Below are 15,655 nucleotides of genomic sequence, written 5' to 3' on the forward strand. Positions count from 1 at the left end.
GCCGTGCGCAATACCATCCTGCAGCTGCGCGGCATCGATACCTACCAGGAGTTCCTGGCCCGCCACCGTCTCGCGCTCGAGGCTGGCGAATCCACCGGCTGAGCGCCGGGCGCTATTTGCGCACCGGCCGATGCGGGCAGGGATCCTTGGTGCAGTTCGCGTACAGCGACAGCGCATGCTCCTGCAGCGCGTAGCCACGCGTCTGCGCCACCGAGCGCTGGCGCGCTTCGATCTCGGCATCGAAGAATTCCTCGACGCGGCCGCAATCCAGGCACACCAGATGATCGTGGTGCTGCCCTTCGTTGAGCTCGAACACCGACTTGCCGGACTCGAAGTGGTTGCGCGAGAGGATGCCGGCCTGCTCGAATTGCATCAGCACCCGGTACACGGTGGCCAAGCCGATGTCGGAGCCTTCGGTCAGCAGGTGCTTGTAAACGTCTTCCGCCGTCAGGTGGCGCACGCTGGAAGTCTGGAACACCTCCAGGATCTTGATGCGCGGCAACGTGGCCTTCAGGCCGCTGCTCTTGAGTTCGTCGGCGTGGCTCATCGGCTTGTCCTCGGCCGCGGGCGGCTCCACTAGAATTTGCCGATGATATCGAGCCCGACGCGCCGTGTTGCGCCGGGCGCTCGCCGCCCCTGCTATAGCGGCCGTTCCTTCCCTGCTTCCCACCTTATGCGCCAGCCTTCAACACGTCATCGTCATGCCCGCGTGCCTCCGCTGCTGCTGGCCTCGCTGGCGTTTGCCGGCTGCGGCTCGCTGCAATCGTCGGACAGCTTCCTGGGCGTGATCACGCCCTACCGCATGGAGATCGTGCAGGGCAATGTGGTGACGAAGGAGATGGCCGCTGCCATCAAGCCGGGCATGACACGTGCGGAAGTGCGCAACGTCCTCGGCTCGCCGCTGCTGACCGACATTTTCCACGCCGACCGCTGGGACTACGTGTTCACCATCCGCCGACAGGGCGCGCCCTATCAGCAGCGCCGCGTCACCGTGCTGTTCGACGGCGAAGGCATGAAGTCCTTCGAGGCCGACGAACTGCCCAGCGAGCGCGATTTCGTCGCCTCGATCGACACCCGGAGCACCGGCCGCGTGCCGAAACTTCAATTGACCGAAGAACAGCTGGAGGCTTTGCCGATCCCGGCCGAGCCGGTCGTCGCCGGCACGGCCGCGGCGTCCGCACCCGAGGGCCCGACGCGCAGTTACCCGCCGCTGGAGGCGGTGCGGTGAGCGAAGCGGGCAGCGGCGACTTCGCGCGCGTCCTGGCGGCGAACGACCGGCGCCCGCAGGCTGCCGACGCTGACGGGCAAGGAATCGCCGGCACGACGCTGCGACGCGTCGCCATCGCCGGCGCCTCCGGTCGCATGGGCCGCACACTCATCGAGGCGGTGCTCGCCTGCGCTGACTGCCGACTGGCCGGCGCGCTGGAGGTCCCCGGGAGCCCTGCACTCGGCCAGGATGCCGCGGCCTTTCTCGGCCAGACCAGCGGCGTGGCGATCGGCGCCGATCTTCGCGCCGGCCTGGCCGATGCGCAGGTCCTGATCGACTTCACTCGCCCCGAGGGCACGCTCGAACACCTCCGCGTGTGCCGTGAGCTGGGCGTGCAGCTCGTCGTCGGCACCACCGGCTTCGACGAGGCGGGCAAGGCGGCGATTGCGGCGGCGGCCGAGGACATCGCCATCGTCATGGCGCCGAACATGAGCGTCGGTGTGAACGTGGTGTTGAAGTTGCTGGCCACCGCGGCCAAGGCGCTCGGCGAAGGCTACGACATCGAGATCGTCGAGGCCCATCACCGCAACAAGGTGGACGCGCCGAGCGGCACCGCGCTCGCGATGGGCGAGGTGGTGGCGAACGCGCTGGGCCGCAATCTGGAAGACTGCGCGGTGTACGGCCGCGAAGGCACGACCGGCGCGCGCGACGCGCAAACGATCGGCTTCGCCACCGTGCGCGGCGGCGACATCGTCGGGGACCACACCGTGATGTTCTGCGGCACCGGCGAGCGCATCGAGATCGGGCACAAGTCGGCCAGCCGCGCGACTTACGCGCAGGGCAGCCTGCGCGCGGTGCGCTTCCTGGCGCACAAGCCGCGCGGCCTGTTCGGCATGGACGACGTGCTCGGCCTGCCTGTCACTTGATAGAACCTTCACGAGACCGGCGCCAATGCGCACCGGCCATTGCATGAGCGCTGCCCCGCCCCCACCCGCCCCGTACGATCACCGCGCCATCGAGGCCGCCGCACAGGCGCACTGGAACGCGAGCGACGCCTACCGCGTCGTCGAGGACGCCGCGCGCCCCAAGTTCTACGCCTGCTCGATGCTGCCCTACCCGAGCGGCAAGCTGCACATGGGCCATGTGCGCAACTACACCATCAACGACATGCTCACGCGCCACCTGCGCATGAAGGGCATGAACGTGCTCATGCCGATGGGCTGGGACGCCTTCGGCCTGCCGGCCGAGAACGCGGCCATGAAGAACGGCGTGCCGCCGGCGCAGTGGACGTACTCGAACATCGCCCACATGAAGGGCCAGATGCAGGCGATGGGCCTGGCCATCGACTGGTCGCGCGAAATCACGACCTGCTCGCCCGATTACTACCGCTGGAACCAGTGGCTGTTCCTCAAGATGCTCGAGGCCGGCATCGCCGAGCGACGCACCCAGGTGGTGAACTGGGACCCGGTCGATCAGACCGTGCTGGCCAACGAGCAGGTCATCGACGGCCGCGGCTGGCGCTCCGGCGCGCCGGTCGAAAAGCGCGAGATCCCCGGCTACTACCTCAACATCACTCGCTACGCCGACGAACTGCTCGGCGAAGTCACCGACGGCCTGCCCGGCTGGCCGGAGCGCGTCAAGCTGATGCAGGAGAACTGGATCGGCAAGAGCGAGGGCGTGCGTTTCGCCTTTCCTCACAACATTCGTAACGCCGATGGCGCGCTGATCCAGGACGGGCGCATGTACGTGTTCACGACGCGTGCGGACACGCTCATGGGCGTGAGCTTTTGCGCCGTTGCGCCGGAGCACCCCCTCGCTGCGCATGCCGCGGCCTCGAACCCGGAACTGGCCGCCTTTGTCGAGGCCTGCAAGGCCGGCGGCACAACCGAGGCCGAGGTCGCCACGCGCGAGAAGGAAGGTCTGCCGACCGGGCTGTTCGTCAAGCACCCGCTGACCGGCACCGACATCGAAGTGTGGGTCGGCAACTACGTGCTGATGAGCTACGGCGACGGTGCGGTGATGGGTGTGCCGGCCCACGACGAGCGCGACTTCGAGTTCGCCAAGAAATACGGCCTGCCAATCACGCAGGTCGTGCATGTCGACGGCGAGCACTACGACTACGACCGCTGGCAGGACTGGTACGCCGACAAGCAGAACGGCGTGACCATCAATTCCGACAACTTCAGCGGCATGAGCTATCGGGTTGCCGTCGCCGCCGTCGCCAAGGCGCTGGCCGCCAAGGGCCTGGGCGGAAAGAAGACCACCTGGCGCCTGCGCGACTGGGGCATCAGCCGCCAACGCTACTGGGGCACGCCGATCCCCATCATCCATTGCGACGGCGCCGGCCCTGCGTCCGACCAGCCCGGCTGCGGTGCCGTGCCCGTGCCGGTGAACGAGCTCCCGGTGGTGCTGCCCGAAGACCTCATCCCCGATGGCTCCGGCAACCCGCTCGCCAAGTGCGCCTCGTTCCTGAACGTCGCCTGCCCGCGCTGCGGCCAACCGGCGCGGCGCGAGACCGACACGATGGACACCTTCGTGGATTCGTCGTGGTACTTCATGCGCTACTGCGACGCCACGCTCGACACCGCCATGGTCGGCGCCGGCACGAAGTACTGGATGCCGGTGGACCAGTACATCGGCGGCATCGAGCACGCCATCCTGCACCTGCTCTACGCGCGCTTTTGGACCAAGGTGATGCGCGACATGAAGCTCGTCGGGATCGACGAACCATTCACCCGCCTGCTCACACAGGGCATGGTGCTCAAGGAGGCCTTCGTGCGCAGTGGTGCACAGGGCGGCCGCCAGTACTTCTGGGAGCATGAGCTCGACATCGGGCGCGACGAGCACCAGAAGGTGGTCTCGGCGCATGCCAAGGGCGATGGCGAGCCGGTGCAGTACGAAGGCTGGACCACCATGTCCAAATCCAAGAACAACGGCGTCGATCCGCAGCAGGTGATCGACCGCTACGGCGCCGACACCGCCCGCCTGTTCGTGATGTTCGCATCACCGCCCGAGCAGTCGGTCGAGTGGCACGACGCCGGCGTCGAGGGCGCGCACCGCTTCCTCAAGCGCGTGTGGGGTTTCGGCCAGAAACACGCCACGGCGGTGGGTGGCGCGGCGGATGTCGGCGGCGAGCTGCCGGCCGCAGCGAAGGCCCTGCGGCGCGAAGTGCACGGCGTGCTGCGGCAGGTCAGCTACGACTACGAACGCATGCAGTACAACACTGTGGTTTCCGGTGCGATGAAAGTGCTCAATGCGCTCGATGCCTTCGAAGCCGACGGCAGCCCGGGCGCCAACGCCGCGCTGCGCGAAAGCTATTCGGTGCTGCTGCGCGTGCTGTACCCGGCCTGCCCGCATGTGACTCAGTCGCTGTGGCAACAACTCGGCTATGCCGCAGCGTCGGGCGAGCTGCTCGACGCGCCTTGGCCACAGGTCGACGAGTCCGCGCTCCTGCAAGCTGAAATCCAGCTGGTGCTGCAGGTCAACGGCAAGCTGCGCGGTTCGATCACCGTCGCGGCGACAGCCGACCGCGCACAGATCGAGACCGCTGCGCTAGCCAGCCCCGAGGTAGCCAAGTTCGCTGAGGGCCGCAAGCCGAAGAAGGTGGTGGTCGTGCCGGGGCGGTTGGTGAACGTCGTCGTATGACGCGCGCCGTGCCGGTGACCCCCACCCGCCGCCGCCTGCTGCAGCTCGGCCTCGGCGCCGGCGCCGCACTGCTTGTCGGCTGCGGCTTCCAGCTGCGCCGTCCGCCCCGGCTCGACTTCAATACGGTGCAGCTGGTCGGCTTCCCCGCGCGATCGCCCTTCACCGAAGAGCTGGAGCGTGCCGTCGAGGCCAGCGGCAGCACCCGTGTCGTCGAATCCGCCGCGCAGGCCGAAGTGGTGCTCGAAGCCCTGGCCGACGTGCGCGACAAGACCGTCGCCGCGCAGACCTCGGCCGGCCAGGTGCGTGAGTTCACGCTGCGCACGCGCCTGCGCTTTCGGCTGCGCACGCCGGCCGGCCGGCTGCTGATCCCCGACACCGAACTGCTGCTCACCCGCGACCTGAGCTACAACGAAACCAACGCACTGGCCAAGCAGCTGGAGGAGCAGGCGCTGTACCGCAGCATGCAGAGCGACATCGTCGAGCAGGTGATGCGCCGGCTTGCCGCGGTGCCGGCCCCTTGAAGCCCGGCGAACGCGCGCGCCCTCCCTAATGCAACTCAAGCTTGACCAGCTCGCCGCGCACCTGAAGAAGGGCCTGCAGCCGCTCTACACACTGCACGGCGACGAGCCGCTGCTGGCGGTGGAGGCGGCCGATGCCATTCGCGCCGCCGCGCGCGCCGCCGGCCACAGCGAGCGCGAGGTCCACACGGTCGCCGGCGCGCACTTCGACTGGAGTTCGCTGCTCGGCGCCGCGAGCGCGATGAGCCTGTTCGGCGACGCCAAGATCGTCGAGATCCGCATTCCCTCGGGTAAGCCTGGCAAGGACGGTTCGGTGGCGCTGCAACGCTACTGCGAGCGCCTGCCCGAAGGCGTGCTCACCCTCGTCACCTTGCCGCGACTGGATCGCCAGCAAACCGCGAGCGCCTGGTTCAGCGCGCTCGAGGCCGCGGGCATCACCTTGCGCCTGGAGCCCATCGAGCGCGCGGCGCTGCCGCAGTGGCTGGCGCAGCGCCTGGCCGCGCAGGGCCAGCGCGTCGGCCCCGGCGAAGAAGGCCAGCGCACGCTCGCGTTCTTCGCCGACCGCGTCGAAGGCAACCTGCTCGCCGCCCAACAGGAGCTCGCCAAGCTGGCCCTGCTTCATCCGGTCGGCGAGCTCGGCTACGAGCAGGTCGAGGCGGCTGTGCTCAACGTCGCCCGCTACGACGTGCGCAAGCTCGGCGAGGCGGTGCTCGCCGGCCAAGTGCCGCGCGTGCTGCGCATGCTCGCCGGCTTGCGCGCCGAGGGCGAGGCCGCCGTGCTGGTGCACTGGCACCTGACCGAGGACATCCGCGCACTCAAGCGCTGCAAGGACGCACTGACCGCCGGCAAGCCCTTGCCGATGGCTCTGCGAGAGAACCGGGTCTGGGGCCTGAAGGAGCGGCTGTTCGAGCGCGCGCTGCCGCGCCTGGACGAGGCCGCGCTGGAACAGCTGGTGGAGGCCGCGCATGTCTGCGACGGCCTGGCCAAGGGCCTGAAACATCCCCTGTGGCCCGCCGATCCGTGGGACGGTCTGCAGCGCCTGGCGCTGCTTCTGGCTGGTCCGCTCGCCGGCGCGCCGGCCCGCGCGGGCGTCACCGCGCGGCTGGTGCTGCAAGGCTGAGTCCGGGGAATCCACGGAGCGCGGCGCATGACCTCACAGGGTCATGGACGCGATGCGGCTGGGTTCGCCGCCGCCCGCCCCTTCGGCTGAAACGATCTCAGTAACCGCGCACCCGGTCGACCCGATGCGCCAGAGGCCGCCCTTCGCGCAGCGCCTGCACATTGGCCGCGGCAACCGCCGCCGCTGTGCGTGGATCGGTCTGCGCCGCGACGTGCGGCAAGACGCTGACGCGGGGATGCCGCCAGAACGGATGCTCCGGCGGCAAGGGCTCGCTCGCGAACACGTCGAGCACGGCATGCCCCAGCTGCCCGCGGTCGAGCGCGGCCAGCAGGTCGGCCTCCACGACGTGGGCGCCACGCCCGAGGTTCACCAGGCCGGCGCCGTGCTTCATTCCGGCCAGCCGGCGGGCATCGAAGAAGCCTTTCGTCCGGGCGGTGAGCGGCAGCAGGTTCAGCGCGATATCGGCACGCGCCAGCAGTGGCGCCAAGGCCGCCTCGCCGGCGCTGGTTTCAACGCCGGCCAGCGCAGCGGGGCGGGTGCTCCAGCCAAGCACCCGGTACCCCTGATCCGCCACCCGCTGAGCCACCGCGCCGCCCATCTGTCCAAGACCGAGCACAGCGACGGTGACTTCGTCGGCGCGGCGCTGGCGGTGCGGCGCCCAACGCGCTTCTTGCTGCAGCCGCGCATAGCGAAAGAAGCCGCGGTGCAGCGCGAGCGTGGCCCACAGCGCGGTCTCGGCCATCGCCGCGCTCATGGCCGGATCGACCATGCGCGCGATCGGCACGTCGCCCGGCACGCTGGCGTCTGCGAGCAGCCGCTCCACGCCGGCCCACAGCGACTGGATCAGCCTCAGACGCGGCAAGCCGGCGAGCGCGCCGGCGGGCGGATTGGCGACGATGGCCACGTCGATGCCGTCAGGCGCGTCGGCCGAGGTGACGAAGCGCTCGCCCGGCATCGCCGCCTGCAGTGCCGGGCGCCACAGCGCCCATTCGGCGGCATCGAAATCACAGGCCAGCAGGATGCTCACAAGGCAACCTCCGCGCTACGCGTTCAGGTATTCGCCTTGGGAACGGCCCGGCGGCTCATTCGGCGCCCTCCACAGGCAAGTCCTCGCATCACGCGATCGGGCGCATGCCGCCTCCCGCTCCGCTTCGATCTCCCTGGCGCTGGGCCCTGTCGGGGGCTCATGCGGCACTCCCGTCGATCAGCTGCTGCAGCGCATGCCGCACAGTCTGGCCACGCACCGCCGCCCGATCGCCGCTGAACTGAAGGCGTTCGGCCCGCGCCGGGCGGCCCGGCAACACGAGGCCCATCCACACCGTGCCGACCGGCTTGCCGGGCACCGCACCGCCGGGGCCGGCGATGCCGGTCACGCTCAGGGCGATGTCGGCCCGGGCGCGACGCAGCGCGCCCTCGGCCATGGCGAGCGCCACTTCGGCGCTGACCGCGCCATGCTGCGCGATCAGCGCGGCCGGCACGTCGAGCAGCTCGGTCTTGGACTCGTAGCTGTAGGTGACGAAGCCGCGGTCGAACCAATCGCTCGAGCCGGCTACGCTGGTACACGCGGCTGCCAGCAGGCCGCCGGTGCAGCTCTCCGCCGTGACCAGTCGCCACGAACGCGCCCGCAGCGCGACGCCGAGTTGCATGACAAAGCCTTCGTTCAAGAGTGCCTCCCGCGGCGCAGCGCCACGCGTGCCGAATCGTGCCGGCAGATCGTCTTCATGCGACGGCCCGCCACACCGCGATCACCAGCAGCGTGCACAGCGCCGCGACCGCATCGTCGAACAGGATGCCGAAGCCCTGGATCCAGCCGACGCGGCCTTCGGTGTGCGGCCGCTTGAAACGTGCGTCGGCCCAACGCACCGGCCCCGGCTTGGCGGCGTCGAAGAAGCGAAACAGTGCAAAGGCCATCAACTGGCCCACAGGGCCGGCCGGCATCACCAGCCACAGGATCGCCCAGAAGGCGAGCACCTCGTCCCATACGATCGAGCTGGGGTCGGCCGTGTTCAAGTGTCGCGCGGTGACCGTGCAAGCCCACCAGCCGATTGCCGTGCCGGCGGCCAGCAGCAGCGCCCACTGCGCGTCGTCGAGCCAACGGTCGAGCACCACGAAGCTGAGCCAGGCCCACAAGCTGCCGACCGTCCCGGGCGCGAGGGGGCTCAGCCCGGCGCCGAAGCCGAGCGCGATAGCGTGCGCGGGGTGCGCGAGCAGAAAGCGCACGTCGGCACGGCGCGGCGCCGGCAGGGCCGGCGGCTCCAGTGGCGTCGGCGCGGTGTTCACGAGCGGAAGTGGTCGAACGAGGTCCAGGTGTCCGCCAGCGCGCGGCCTTGCGAGTCGACGACGCGCAGCCCGCTGGCCGCCTCGATGCGGCCGATGCAGGTGACCGCCACCGCCGCTTCGCGCGCGGCGGCCTGCACACGCGCTTGCGCAGTTTCGGGCGCGGTGAAGACCAGCTCGTAGTCATCGCCACCCGACAGGCCGCAAAGCCGCTGCAGGACCAGCGGTTGTGCGGCCAGTTCGGTGCTGCGCGGCAGCGCGTCGACGTCGAGCGTGGCGCCCACGGCGGAGCGGCGCAACAGGTGGCTCAGGTCGCCGAGCAGGCCGTCCGACACATCGATCGCCGCGCTGGCGATGCCGCGCAGCGCCACGCCCAGCGCGACCCTCGGCTGCGGCTGCTCCATCGCGCGGCGCACTCGCTCGAAGGCCTCTCCTGGCAAGGCCACCGTGCCACGAAAGGCCTCGAGCGCGAGCCGCGCATCGCCGATGCCGCCGTCCGGCGCATGGCTGATCCAGACCGCATCGCCGGCCCGTGCACCGTCGCGCAGCAGTGCGCCGCCGGCGGGCACTTCGCCGAACACGGTGATGCAGATGTTGAGCGGCCCGGCCGTGGTGTCGCCGCCGACCAGCTCGCAGCCATGCGACTCGGCCAGCGCATAAAGACCGACCGAGAAACCTTCGAGCCAGTCGGCATCGACGCGTGGCAGCGCAAGCGCCAGCGTGCAGCCCAGCGGCTCGGCGCCGCAGGCCGCCAAGTCGCTGAGGTTGACCGCCAGCGCCTTGTGCCCGAGCCGTGCGGGATCGACCGTCGGCAGGAAATGCCGGCCCTCGACCAGCATGTCGCACGACACCGCCAGCTGCATGCCCGCGCGCGGCGCCAGCACCGCGCAGTCGTCGCCCGGGCCCACCGCGGCGCGGCGCGTGGGCCGGTTGAAGTACCGCGCAATGAGGTCGAATTCGCCAAGACTCATGCGGGCGATTGTCGCCGTGCCGCCAACACTGCAGCGGGCCGGCAGACCACCGCGCTTTCGAAGCGAACGAAGTATTGCGGCCGGCGGCAACGAAAACCTCGACCATTCGCAGCGACGCACAAGCTCAGCATGATCAGCACAACCGGCCTGTCGGGCTCCCGCCCCTCGGGGGCGGGCGGGGGTGGGGCCGCAACCCCCGGCCCACTGGGGGCGGGGGAAGGGGGCTGGGGCCGTGAGCAAAGTGCGGCCGCCTTGGCGTTAGCCGGTTTGCTCCCTGAGCAAATTGGCTAACTCCACGGCGGACCGCACTCCCATCTTCTCGAACACCCGCGCCCGGTGCACCTCCACCGTGCGCACGCTGATCGCCAGCGCATCGGCGATCAACTTGTTGGGGCGGCCATCGACCACCAGCTGCATCACTTCGCGCTCGCGCTCTGTCAACTCGGCCAGCTGCTTTTGCAGCGCGGTGTGCAAGCGGCCGCGCTCGAGACCGCCACGGCTTCGCTTTAGGGCCCGCTCGATGCGGTCGACCAGCGCGTTGTCGGAGAAAGGCTTCTCGACGAAATCGAAAGCGCCGCGCTGGATTGCCGCGACGGCCGTGGGCACGTCGCCGTGGCCGCTGAGGAAGATGACCGGCAGCACATCGGTGAGCGCGCGCTCGATCAGCCGCTCGAACAACTGCACGCCGCCCATGCCGCCGGGCATGCGCATGTCGAGCAGCAGGCAGGCCGGTGCGCCTAGGAGCGCCGCGCGGTGCCCCTCGAGCCAGGCCTCGAAGGCCTCGCCGCAATCATGCGGATGCGAAAGCAGCCGGCGTGTTCGCAACAGCCAGGCGAGCGCATCGCGCACGGCTGCCTCGTCGTCCACGATGTGCACGACGGGCAGGCCCAAGGGCGGGGGCGGCGGCGAATGATTCATCTGGATTCCCCCGGCGCTGAACGCCGATTTTCGAAGGACCGGCAACCTGCCTCGCGGCAACTCGATGGCAGGCTCATGACAAGGCCTGCGCTGCGCGACCCGCCGTGCCAGGGCTGCCGGCCGGCGCGTTCTGAGCGGCAGCGAGCGCTGCATCGGCGCGTTCATCAGGGGGGCCGCTTACGGTCCCGGCTGCAGCACGCGGCAGCGTGAAGGTGAAGCGGGTGCCCGCAATGCCGGCGCCGTCGTCGCTCGGGAGCGTCTCGAACACCAGTGCGCCGCCGTGCTGCTCGATCACGGTGCGGCACAGGCTCAGGCCCAGGCCCATGCCTTCGCTCTTGGTGGTGAAGAACGGCGTGAACAGGCGCGCGGCGACCTCCGGGGCGATGCCAGGGCCGCGATCGCTCACGCTGATGTGCACCCAGGCACGGTCGGCTCGTGCACTCACGCTGACCACGCGCTGCGCCGGCGGCTGCGCTTCCATCGCCTGGATGGCGTTGCGGGTCAGGTTCAGCAGCACTTGTTCGACCATGGTGCGGTCGCACACGGCACGGGGAGGCGGCCAGCCCAGTGCCAGCTCGATGCGCGTGGCACTCTTGCGTGCCTGAAGGCGCACCAGCGGCAATACGCCCTCGACCAGCTCGTCGCAGTCCACCGGCTCGCGGCTGTGCTCGCGACGACGCACGAAGTCATGCACGCTCTTGATGACGCGCCCCGCGCGCGCCGCCTGCTCGGCAATGCGCTGCGTGGCTTCGCGGATCATCGCCAGATTCGGCCCCGTGGAGGCCGGCATTTCGTCGGCGATCAGGTTGAGCGAGCCGCTCGCATAACTGGCGATCGCCGCCAGCGGCTGGTTCAGCTCGTGACTGAGCAGCGAAGCCATCTCGCCCACGGTGGCAAGGCGGGCGGTGGCCTGCAGCTGCTCTTGCTGCAGGCGGGAAAGCTCCTCGACACGTCGCTGGGCGCTGATGTCGAGCACAGCGCTCATCCAGCCGCTTTGCCGGCCGTCTGCGCCGATCAGCGGCGCCTCGAAGATCAGCACCGGAAAACGCTCGCCGTTGGCGCGCATGAACGTGGTCTCGTAGCCGTCGCGCGACTCGTTGGGTGGGACGCCCTCGGACATGCGGTGGACCTGGCGCGCCTCGTAATCGGCACGCATCTCGGGCGGCCAATAGGCCGGCGTGGCGTGGCCGACGAGCTGCTCGGCACTGAAGCCGACCATCGCGCACAACGCCGGGTTCACGTAGGTGATGCGCCCGGCGAGATCGCGCGCCCGCAGTCCGGTGACCAGCGAATCCTCCATCGCGCGGCGCAGCGCCAGCTCTTCGCCGAGGCGCGCTTCGGCCTCGGCGCGCCGGCGCACGTCGCGCACGAGCAGCGCGACCACTGCGGTCAAGGCCAACGACAGTCCGAGCACCAGCGAAGTTGCCAGGTTGGGGATCAGCCGCGGACCGCGCCCGGCGCTGTCCAGGCGCAGCGCCAGGGTGGTCCCCGGCACATCCACCAGCCGCTCGGCCCGGTACACGCCGGCGCCTCGCGGCAGCCCGGCGCGGGCCAGGCGCGTGCCGTCGCCTTCGACGAAGGAGAGCTCGTGCGAGCGCGCCACCTCGGGCGACACGGCCGCTTCGATGGTCGCGCTCAGCGCCAGCGTCGCCGCCATGACGCCGCGCGGCCCCTCAGCGCCAGTGATCGGCAGGCACACATCGATCACTTCCACGCCCAGCCCCCCCGCCTGCGGCACGAAATAGCTGCGTGACCAGGCCGGCACGGTCAGGCGCATGGCGCTGGCGCAGGCCGCTTCGCTGTCGAGCGCCAACGCGCCGCGCGGAAGCCGGCTGAAAAGCTTGCCGCGGTAGGGCGACTCGACCACGGCTTCGAGCGTGTTGTCCTCCGAGCGCCACTCGATGCGCAGCAGCTCGCGGCGCTCGCGCAGCAGATCGGCGGCGTCGCGGCGCCACTGCGCCAGATCGGGTTCGTTCCACAACAGCGCCTGCAGGCTCTGCAGGTCGCGCGCGAACACCTGCCGCACATCGATTGCGGCAGCGGTGGCGGCGGCGTCGGTGCGTTCTTGGGCGCGACTGTGCTCGTATCGAAGAGTCAGGCCGAGCAGCAGCGTCTGAACGACGCCGAGCAGCAGCACCAGCAGGGCCCAGGGCAGCATGCGCCGCCAGCGCCAGGAGGACGGCATCAGCGGCGCGGCGAGGTCGGACATGACCGAGTATGAAGAGCGGCGGCTCGGCATGGGTACGCAGTTTCGCGCATGGCCACCGCGCACGCCGTGCGAAACACTGCTTGCGGCAGCGCAGCGGCCCAGGCGAGCCCGCTTGCTCGCGCTTGCACCGCAGGCGCATTCCTACAATCAGCAGGTCGCTGCGTCAGCCACGCCCTCACGGAAGATCCCATGACGACCCCCGAAGACAAGCGCACGCAACTGCGCCAGGCCGCCCTCGAGTACCACGAGTTCCCTGTGCCCGGAAAGATCGCCATTGCAGCGACCAAGCAGATGATCAACCAGCACGACCTCGCGCTGGCCTATTCGCCCGGGGTGGCAGCGGCCTGCGAAGAGATCGCGCGTGATCCCGCCACGGCGTTCCGCTACACCGCGCGAGGCAACCTGGTCGCGGTGATCACCAACGGCACCGCGGTGCTCGGCCTGGGCAACATCGGCCCGCTGGCCGCCAAGCCGGTGATGGAAGGCAAGGCCGTCCTGTTCAAGAAGTTCGCCGGCATCGACGTGTTCGACATCGAGCTGGCCGAGAACAACCTCGACAAGCTGATCGACTGCATCGCCGCGCTCGAGCCCACCTTCGGCGGCATCAACCTCGAAGACATCAAGGCGCCGGACTGCTTCTACGTCGAGCGCGCGCTGCGCGAGCGCATGAAGATCCCGGTCTTCCACGACGATCAGCACGGCACCGCCATCGTGGTCGGTGCGGCGCTGCTCAATGGCCTGAAGGTGGTCGGCAAGGACATCCGCGAAGTCAAGCTGGTGTCTTCCGGCGCCGGCGCGGCGGCGCTCGCCTGCCTTGGGCTGCTGGTCAAGCTCGGCCTGCCGCGCGAAAACATCTGGGTCACCGATCTGGCGGGCGTGGTCTACCAGGGACGGACCGAGCTGATGGATCCGGACAAGGACGAGTTTGCTCAGGTGACCCCGCAGCGCACTCTCGCCGAGGCCATCGTCGGCGCCGACATCTTCCTGGGTCTGTCGGCCGGCGGCGTGCTCAAGCGCGAGATGGTCGCCGCCATGGCGCCGCGGCCGATCATCTTCGCCCTCGCCAATCCCAATCCGGAGATCCAGCCCGAAGACGTGCTGGCGGTGCGCAGCGACGCGATCATGGCCACCGGCCGCACCGACTATCCGAACCAGGTCAACAACGTCCTGTGCTTTCCCTACATCTTCCGCGGCGCGCTCGACTCCGGAGCGACGACCATCACCGTGGAGATGGAGATCGCCGCGGTGCACGCGATTGCCGAGCTGGCGCAGGCCGAGCAGAGTGAAGTGGTGGCAGCCGCCTACGCGGGCGCAACGCTCTCGTTCGGGCCGGAGTACCTGATCCCCAAGCCCTTCGACCCCCGGCTGATGATGAAGATCGCGCCGGCAGTGGCGCGGGCAGCGGCGGACTCGGGCGTGGCCTCACGGCCGATCCAGGACTTCGACGCCTACGTCGAGAAGCTGCAGGCTTTCGTCTATGCCTCCGGCACGACGATGAAGCCGATCTTCAACGTCGCCAAACGCGCGGAAAAGAACCGCATCGTCTATTGCGAAGGCGAAGAGGAGCGGGTGCTCCGCGCAGTGCAGGTCGTCATCGACGAGAAGCTGGCCCGCCCGACGCTGATCGGGCGTCCGGAGATCATTGCGCAGCGCTGCGAGCGCTTCGGGTTGCGCCTGCAGGCCGGTCGCGACTACGACGTGGTCAACACCGATCACGACGAGCGCTACCGCGACTATTGGCAGACCTACCACCGCATCATGGCGCGCCAGGGTGTCACCCAGCAGTTCGCCAAGATCGAGATGCGCCGCCGGCTCACACTGATCGGCGCCATGCTGCTGCACAAGGGCGAGGTCGACGGCATGCTGTGCGGCACCTGGGGCACGACGGCGATGCACCTCAAGCACATCGACCAGGTGATCGGCCTGCGCCCAGGCGTGCAGACCTATGCCTGCATGAACGGCCTGATCCTGCCGGGGCGCCAGGTGATGCTGGTCGACACCCACGTCAACTACGATCCCAGCGCCGCACAGCTGGCCGAGATCACCGTCATGGCGGCCGAGGAAATGAAACGGTTCGGCCTGGTGCCCAAGGCCGCGCTGCTCAGCCACTCCAACTTCGGCTCCAGCAGCCAGCCGTCGGCCGTGAAGATGCGCGAAGCGCTCGCCCTGGTTCGCCAGCAGGCGCCGTGGCTGGAAGTGGACGGCGAGATGCACGGCGACACCGCCCTCGATCCCGCCCAGCGCGCCCATCAGATTCCGGACAGCCCCTTGACCGGCGAAGCCAACCTGCTGGTGCTGCCCAACATCGACGCCGCCAACATTGCGTACAACCTGTTGAAAACTGCCGCCGGCGGCGGCATCGCCATCGGCCCGGTGCTGCTCGGCGCCGCCAAACCGGCGCATATCCTGACGCCTTCGGCAACGGTGCGCCGCTTGGTGAACATGACGGCGTTGACCGTCGCCGACGCGAATGCGATCCGTTGACTCGCTGCAGCGCAGCAAAAGCGGGCGTGCAGGTGTCTTGTACCGCTTAATTGGCTTTTGGCCTGAATGTCAGGGTTATGAAACGGCCTCGAGCCCTGTCTTCTGGCTGCAGTTAGCGCCCGCTTACATCGTTGAGATAACCCCGCCTCGCTGCTGAAATTTGAGGCAAGCGCTTGAGATTTTCGGCCAGTTTCGGTACCATCTGCGCTTCGAATTACAGGGAAAACCCGTGCGCTTTACCGGTGGGTCGAAGCGGGCGATCCGAACTTCGGGATGGCGTGTCGGGATCGGTGCGGTGATCTTGGC

Annotated in this window: 13 protein-coding genes; 6 read left to right on the forward strand and 7 right to left on the reverse strand. The window is 69.2% G+C overall.

Translation table 11 applies throughout. The features are described from left to right. Positions 1-112: 112 nt before the first annotated feature. Entirely contained in the window at positions 113-547 is a 435-nt protein-coding gene (fur, locus tag H0W38_RS04375) for a ferric iron uptake transcriptional regulator (RefSeq protein ID WP_292451538.1), read from the reverse strand. 162 nt (positions 548-709) lie between these two features. Here fur and H0W38_RS04380 point away from each other — a divergent pair, with 162 nt between their 5' ends. The 5 genes from H0W38_RS04380 (at position 710) to holA (ending at position 6,490) form a co-directional block, all read left to right on the forward strand. After that, positions 710-1,228 (forward strand): outer membrane protein assembly factor BamE, encoded by a 519-nt coding sequence (locus H0W38_RS04380; RefSeq protein WP_292451539.1) that lies wholly within the window; start codon positions 710-712, stop codon positions 1,226-1,228. Between the two features lie 98 nt (positions 1,229-1,326). Beyond that, positions 1,327-2,133 carry a 4-hydroxy-tetrahydrodipicolinate reductase gene (gene dapB, locus H0W38_RS04385; RefSeq protein ID WP_292451556.1) on the forward strand — a complete coding sequence of 269 codons (807 nt, stop codon included), beginning with the start codon at positions 1,327-1,329 and terminating at the stop codon, positions 2,131-2,133. 43 nt (positions 2,134-2,176) lie between these two features. Then, positions 2,177-4,852: a leucine--tRNA ligase gene (gene leuS / locus H0W38_RS04390; protein WP_292451541.1), complete on the forward strand. Its 2,676-nt coding sequence runs from the start codon at positions 2,177-2,179 to the stop codon at positions 4,850-4,852. After that, complete coding sequence (gene lptE / locus H0W38_RS04395; protein ID WP_292451542.1) at positions 4,849-5,373, forward strand: LPS assembly lipoprotein LptE; 525 nt, start codon at positions 4,849-4,851, stop codon at positions 5,371-5,373. Before leuS ends, lptE begins: the two co-directional genes overlap by 4 nt. Before the next feature lie 28 nt (positions 5,374-5,401). Next, entirely contained in the window at positions 5,402-6,490 is a 1,089-nt protein-coding gene (gene holA, locus H0W38_RS04400; RefSeq protein WP_292451544.1) for a DNA polymerase III subunit delta, read from the forward strand. A 97-nt stretch (positions 6,491-6,587) separates the two neighbouring features. Here the strand turns inward: holA and H0W38_RS04405 are convergent, their stop codons facing one another. From H0W38_RS04405 to H0W38_RS04430, 6 genes are all read right to left on the reverse strand, one after another. Continuing rightward, positions 6,588-7,517: a glyoxylate/hydroxypyruvate reductase A gene (locus tag H0W38_RS04405; RefSeq protein ID WP_292451546.1), complete on the reverse strand. Its 930-nt coding sequence runs from the start codon at positions 7,515-7,517 to the stop codon at positions 6,588-6,590. Between the two features lie 157 nt (positions 7,518-7,674). Continuing rightward, positions 7,675-8,136, reverse strand: a complete 462-nt coding sequence (locus tag H0W38_RS04410; RefSeq protein WP_292451547.1) for a CinA family protein — start codon at positions 8,134-8,136, stop codon at positions 7,675-7,677. Positions 8,137-8,209: 73 nt separating this feature from the next. Beyond that, positions 8,210-8,770: a phosphatidylglycerophosphatase A gene (locus H0W38_RS04415; protein WP_292451548.1), complete on the reverse strand. Its 561-nt coding sequence runs from the start codon at positions 8,768-8,770 to the stop codon at positions 8,210-8,212. After that, positions 8,767-9,738 carry a thiamine-phosphate kinase gene (gene thiL / locus H0W38_RS04420; RefSeq protein WP_292451550.1) on the reverse strand — a complete coding sequence of 324 codons (972 nt, stop codon included), beginning with the start codon at positions 9,736-9,738 and terminating at the stop codon, positions 8,767-8,769. The genes H0W38_RS04415 and thiL overlap by 4 nt, the downstream gene beginning before the upstream one ends. A 258-nt stretch (positions 9,739-9,996) precedes the next feature. Beyond that, a complete protein-coding gene (locus tag H0W38_RS04425; RefSeq protein WP_292451552.1) occupies positions 9,997-10,656 on the reverse strand; it encodes a response regulator in 660 nt (219 codons plus the stop codon). A 73-nt stretch (positions 10,657-10,729) separates the two neighbouring features. Beyond that, positions 10,730-12,865 carry an ATP-binding protein gene (locus H0W38_RS04430; RefSeq protein WP_292451554.1) on the reverse strand — a complete coding sequence of 712 codons (2,136 nt, stop codon included), beginning with the start codon at positions 12,863-12,865 and terminating at the stop codon, positions 10,730-10,732. 189 nt (positions 12,866-13,054) lie between these two features. On the opposite strand from H0W38_RS04430, the gene H0W38_RS04435 reads away from it, so the two are divergent. Then, positions 13,055-15,349 (forward strand): NADP-dependent malic enzyme, encoded by a 2,295-nt coding sequence (locus H0W38_RS04435; protein ID WP_292451555.1) that lies wholly within the window; start codon positions 13,055-13,057, stop codon positions 15,347-15,349. The last annotated feature ends 306 nt before the right edge of the window (positions 15,350-15,655 follow it).

The organism is Methylibium sp., from assembly GCF_013817365.1.
Lineage (GTDB): Bacteria > Pseudomonadota > Gammaproteobacteria > Burkholderiales > Burkholderiaceae_C > Methylibium.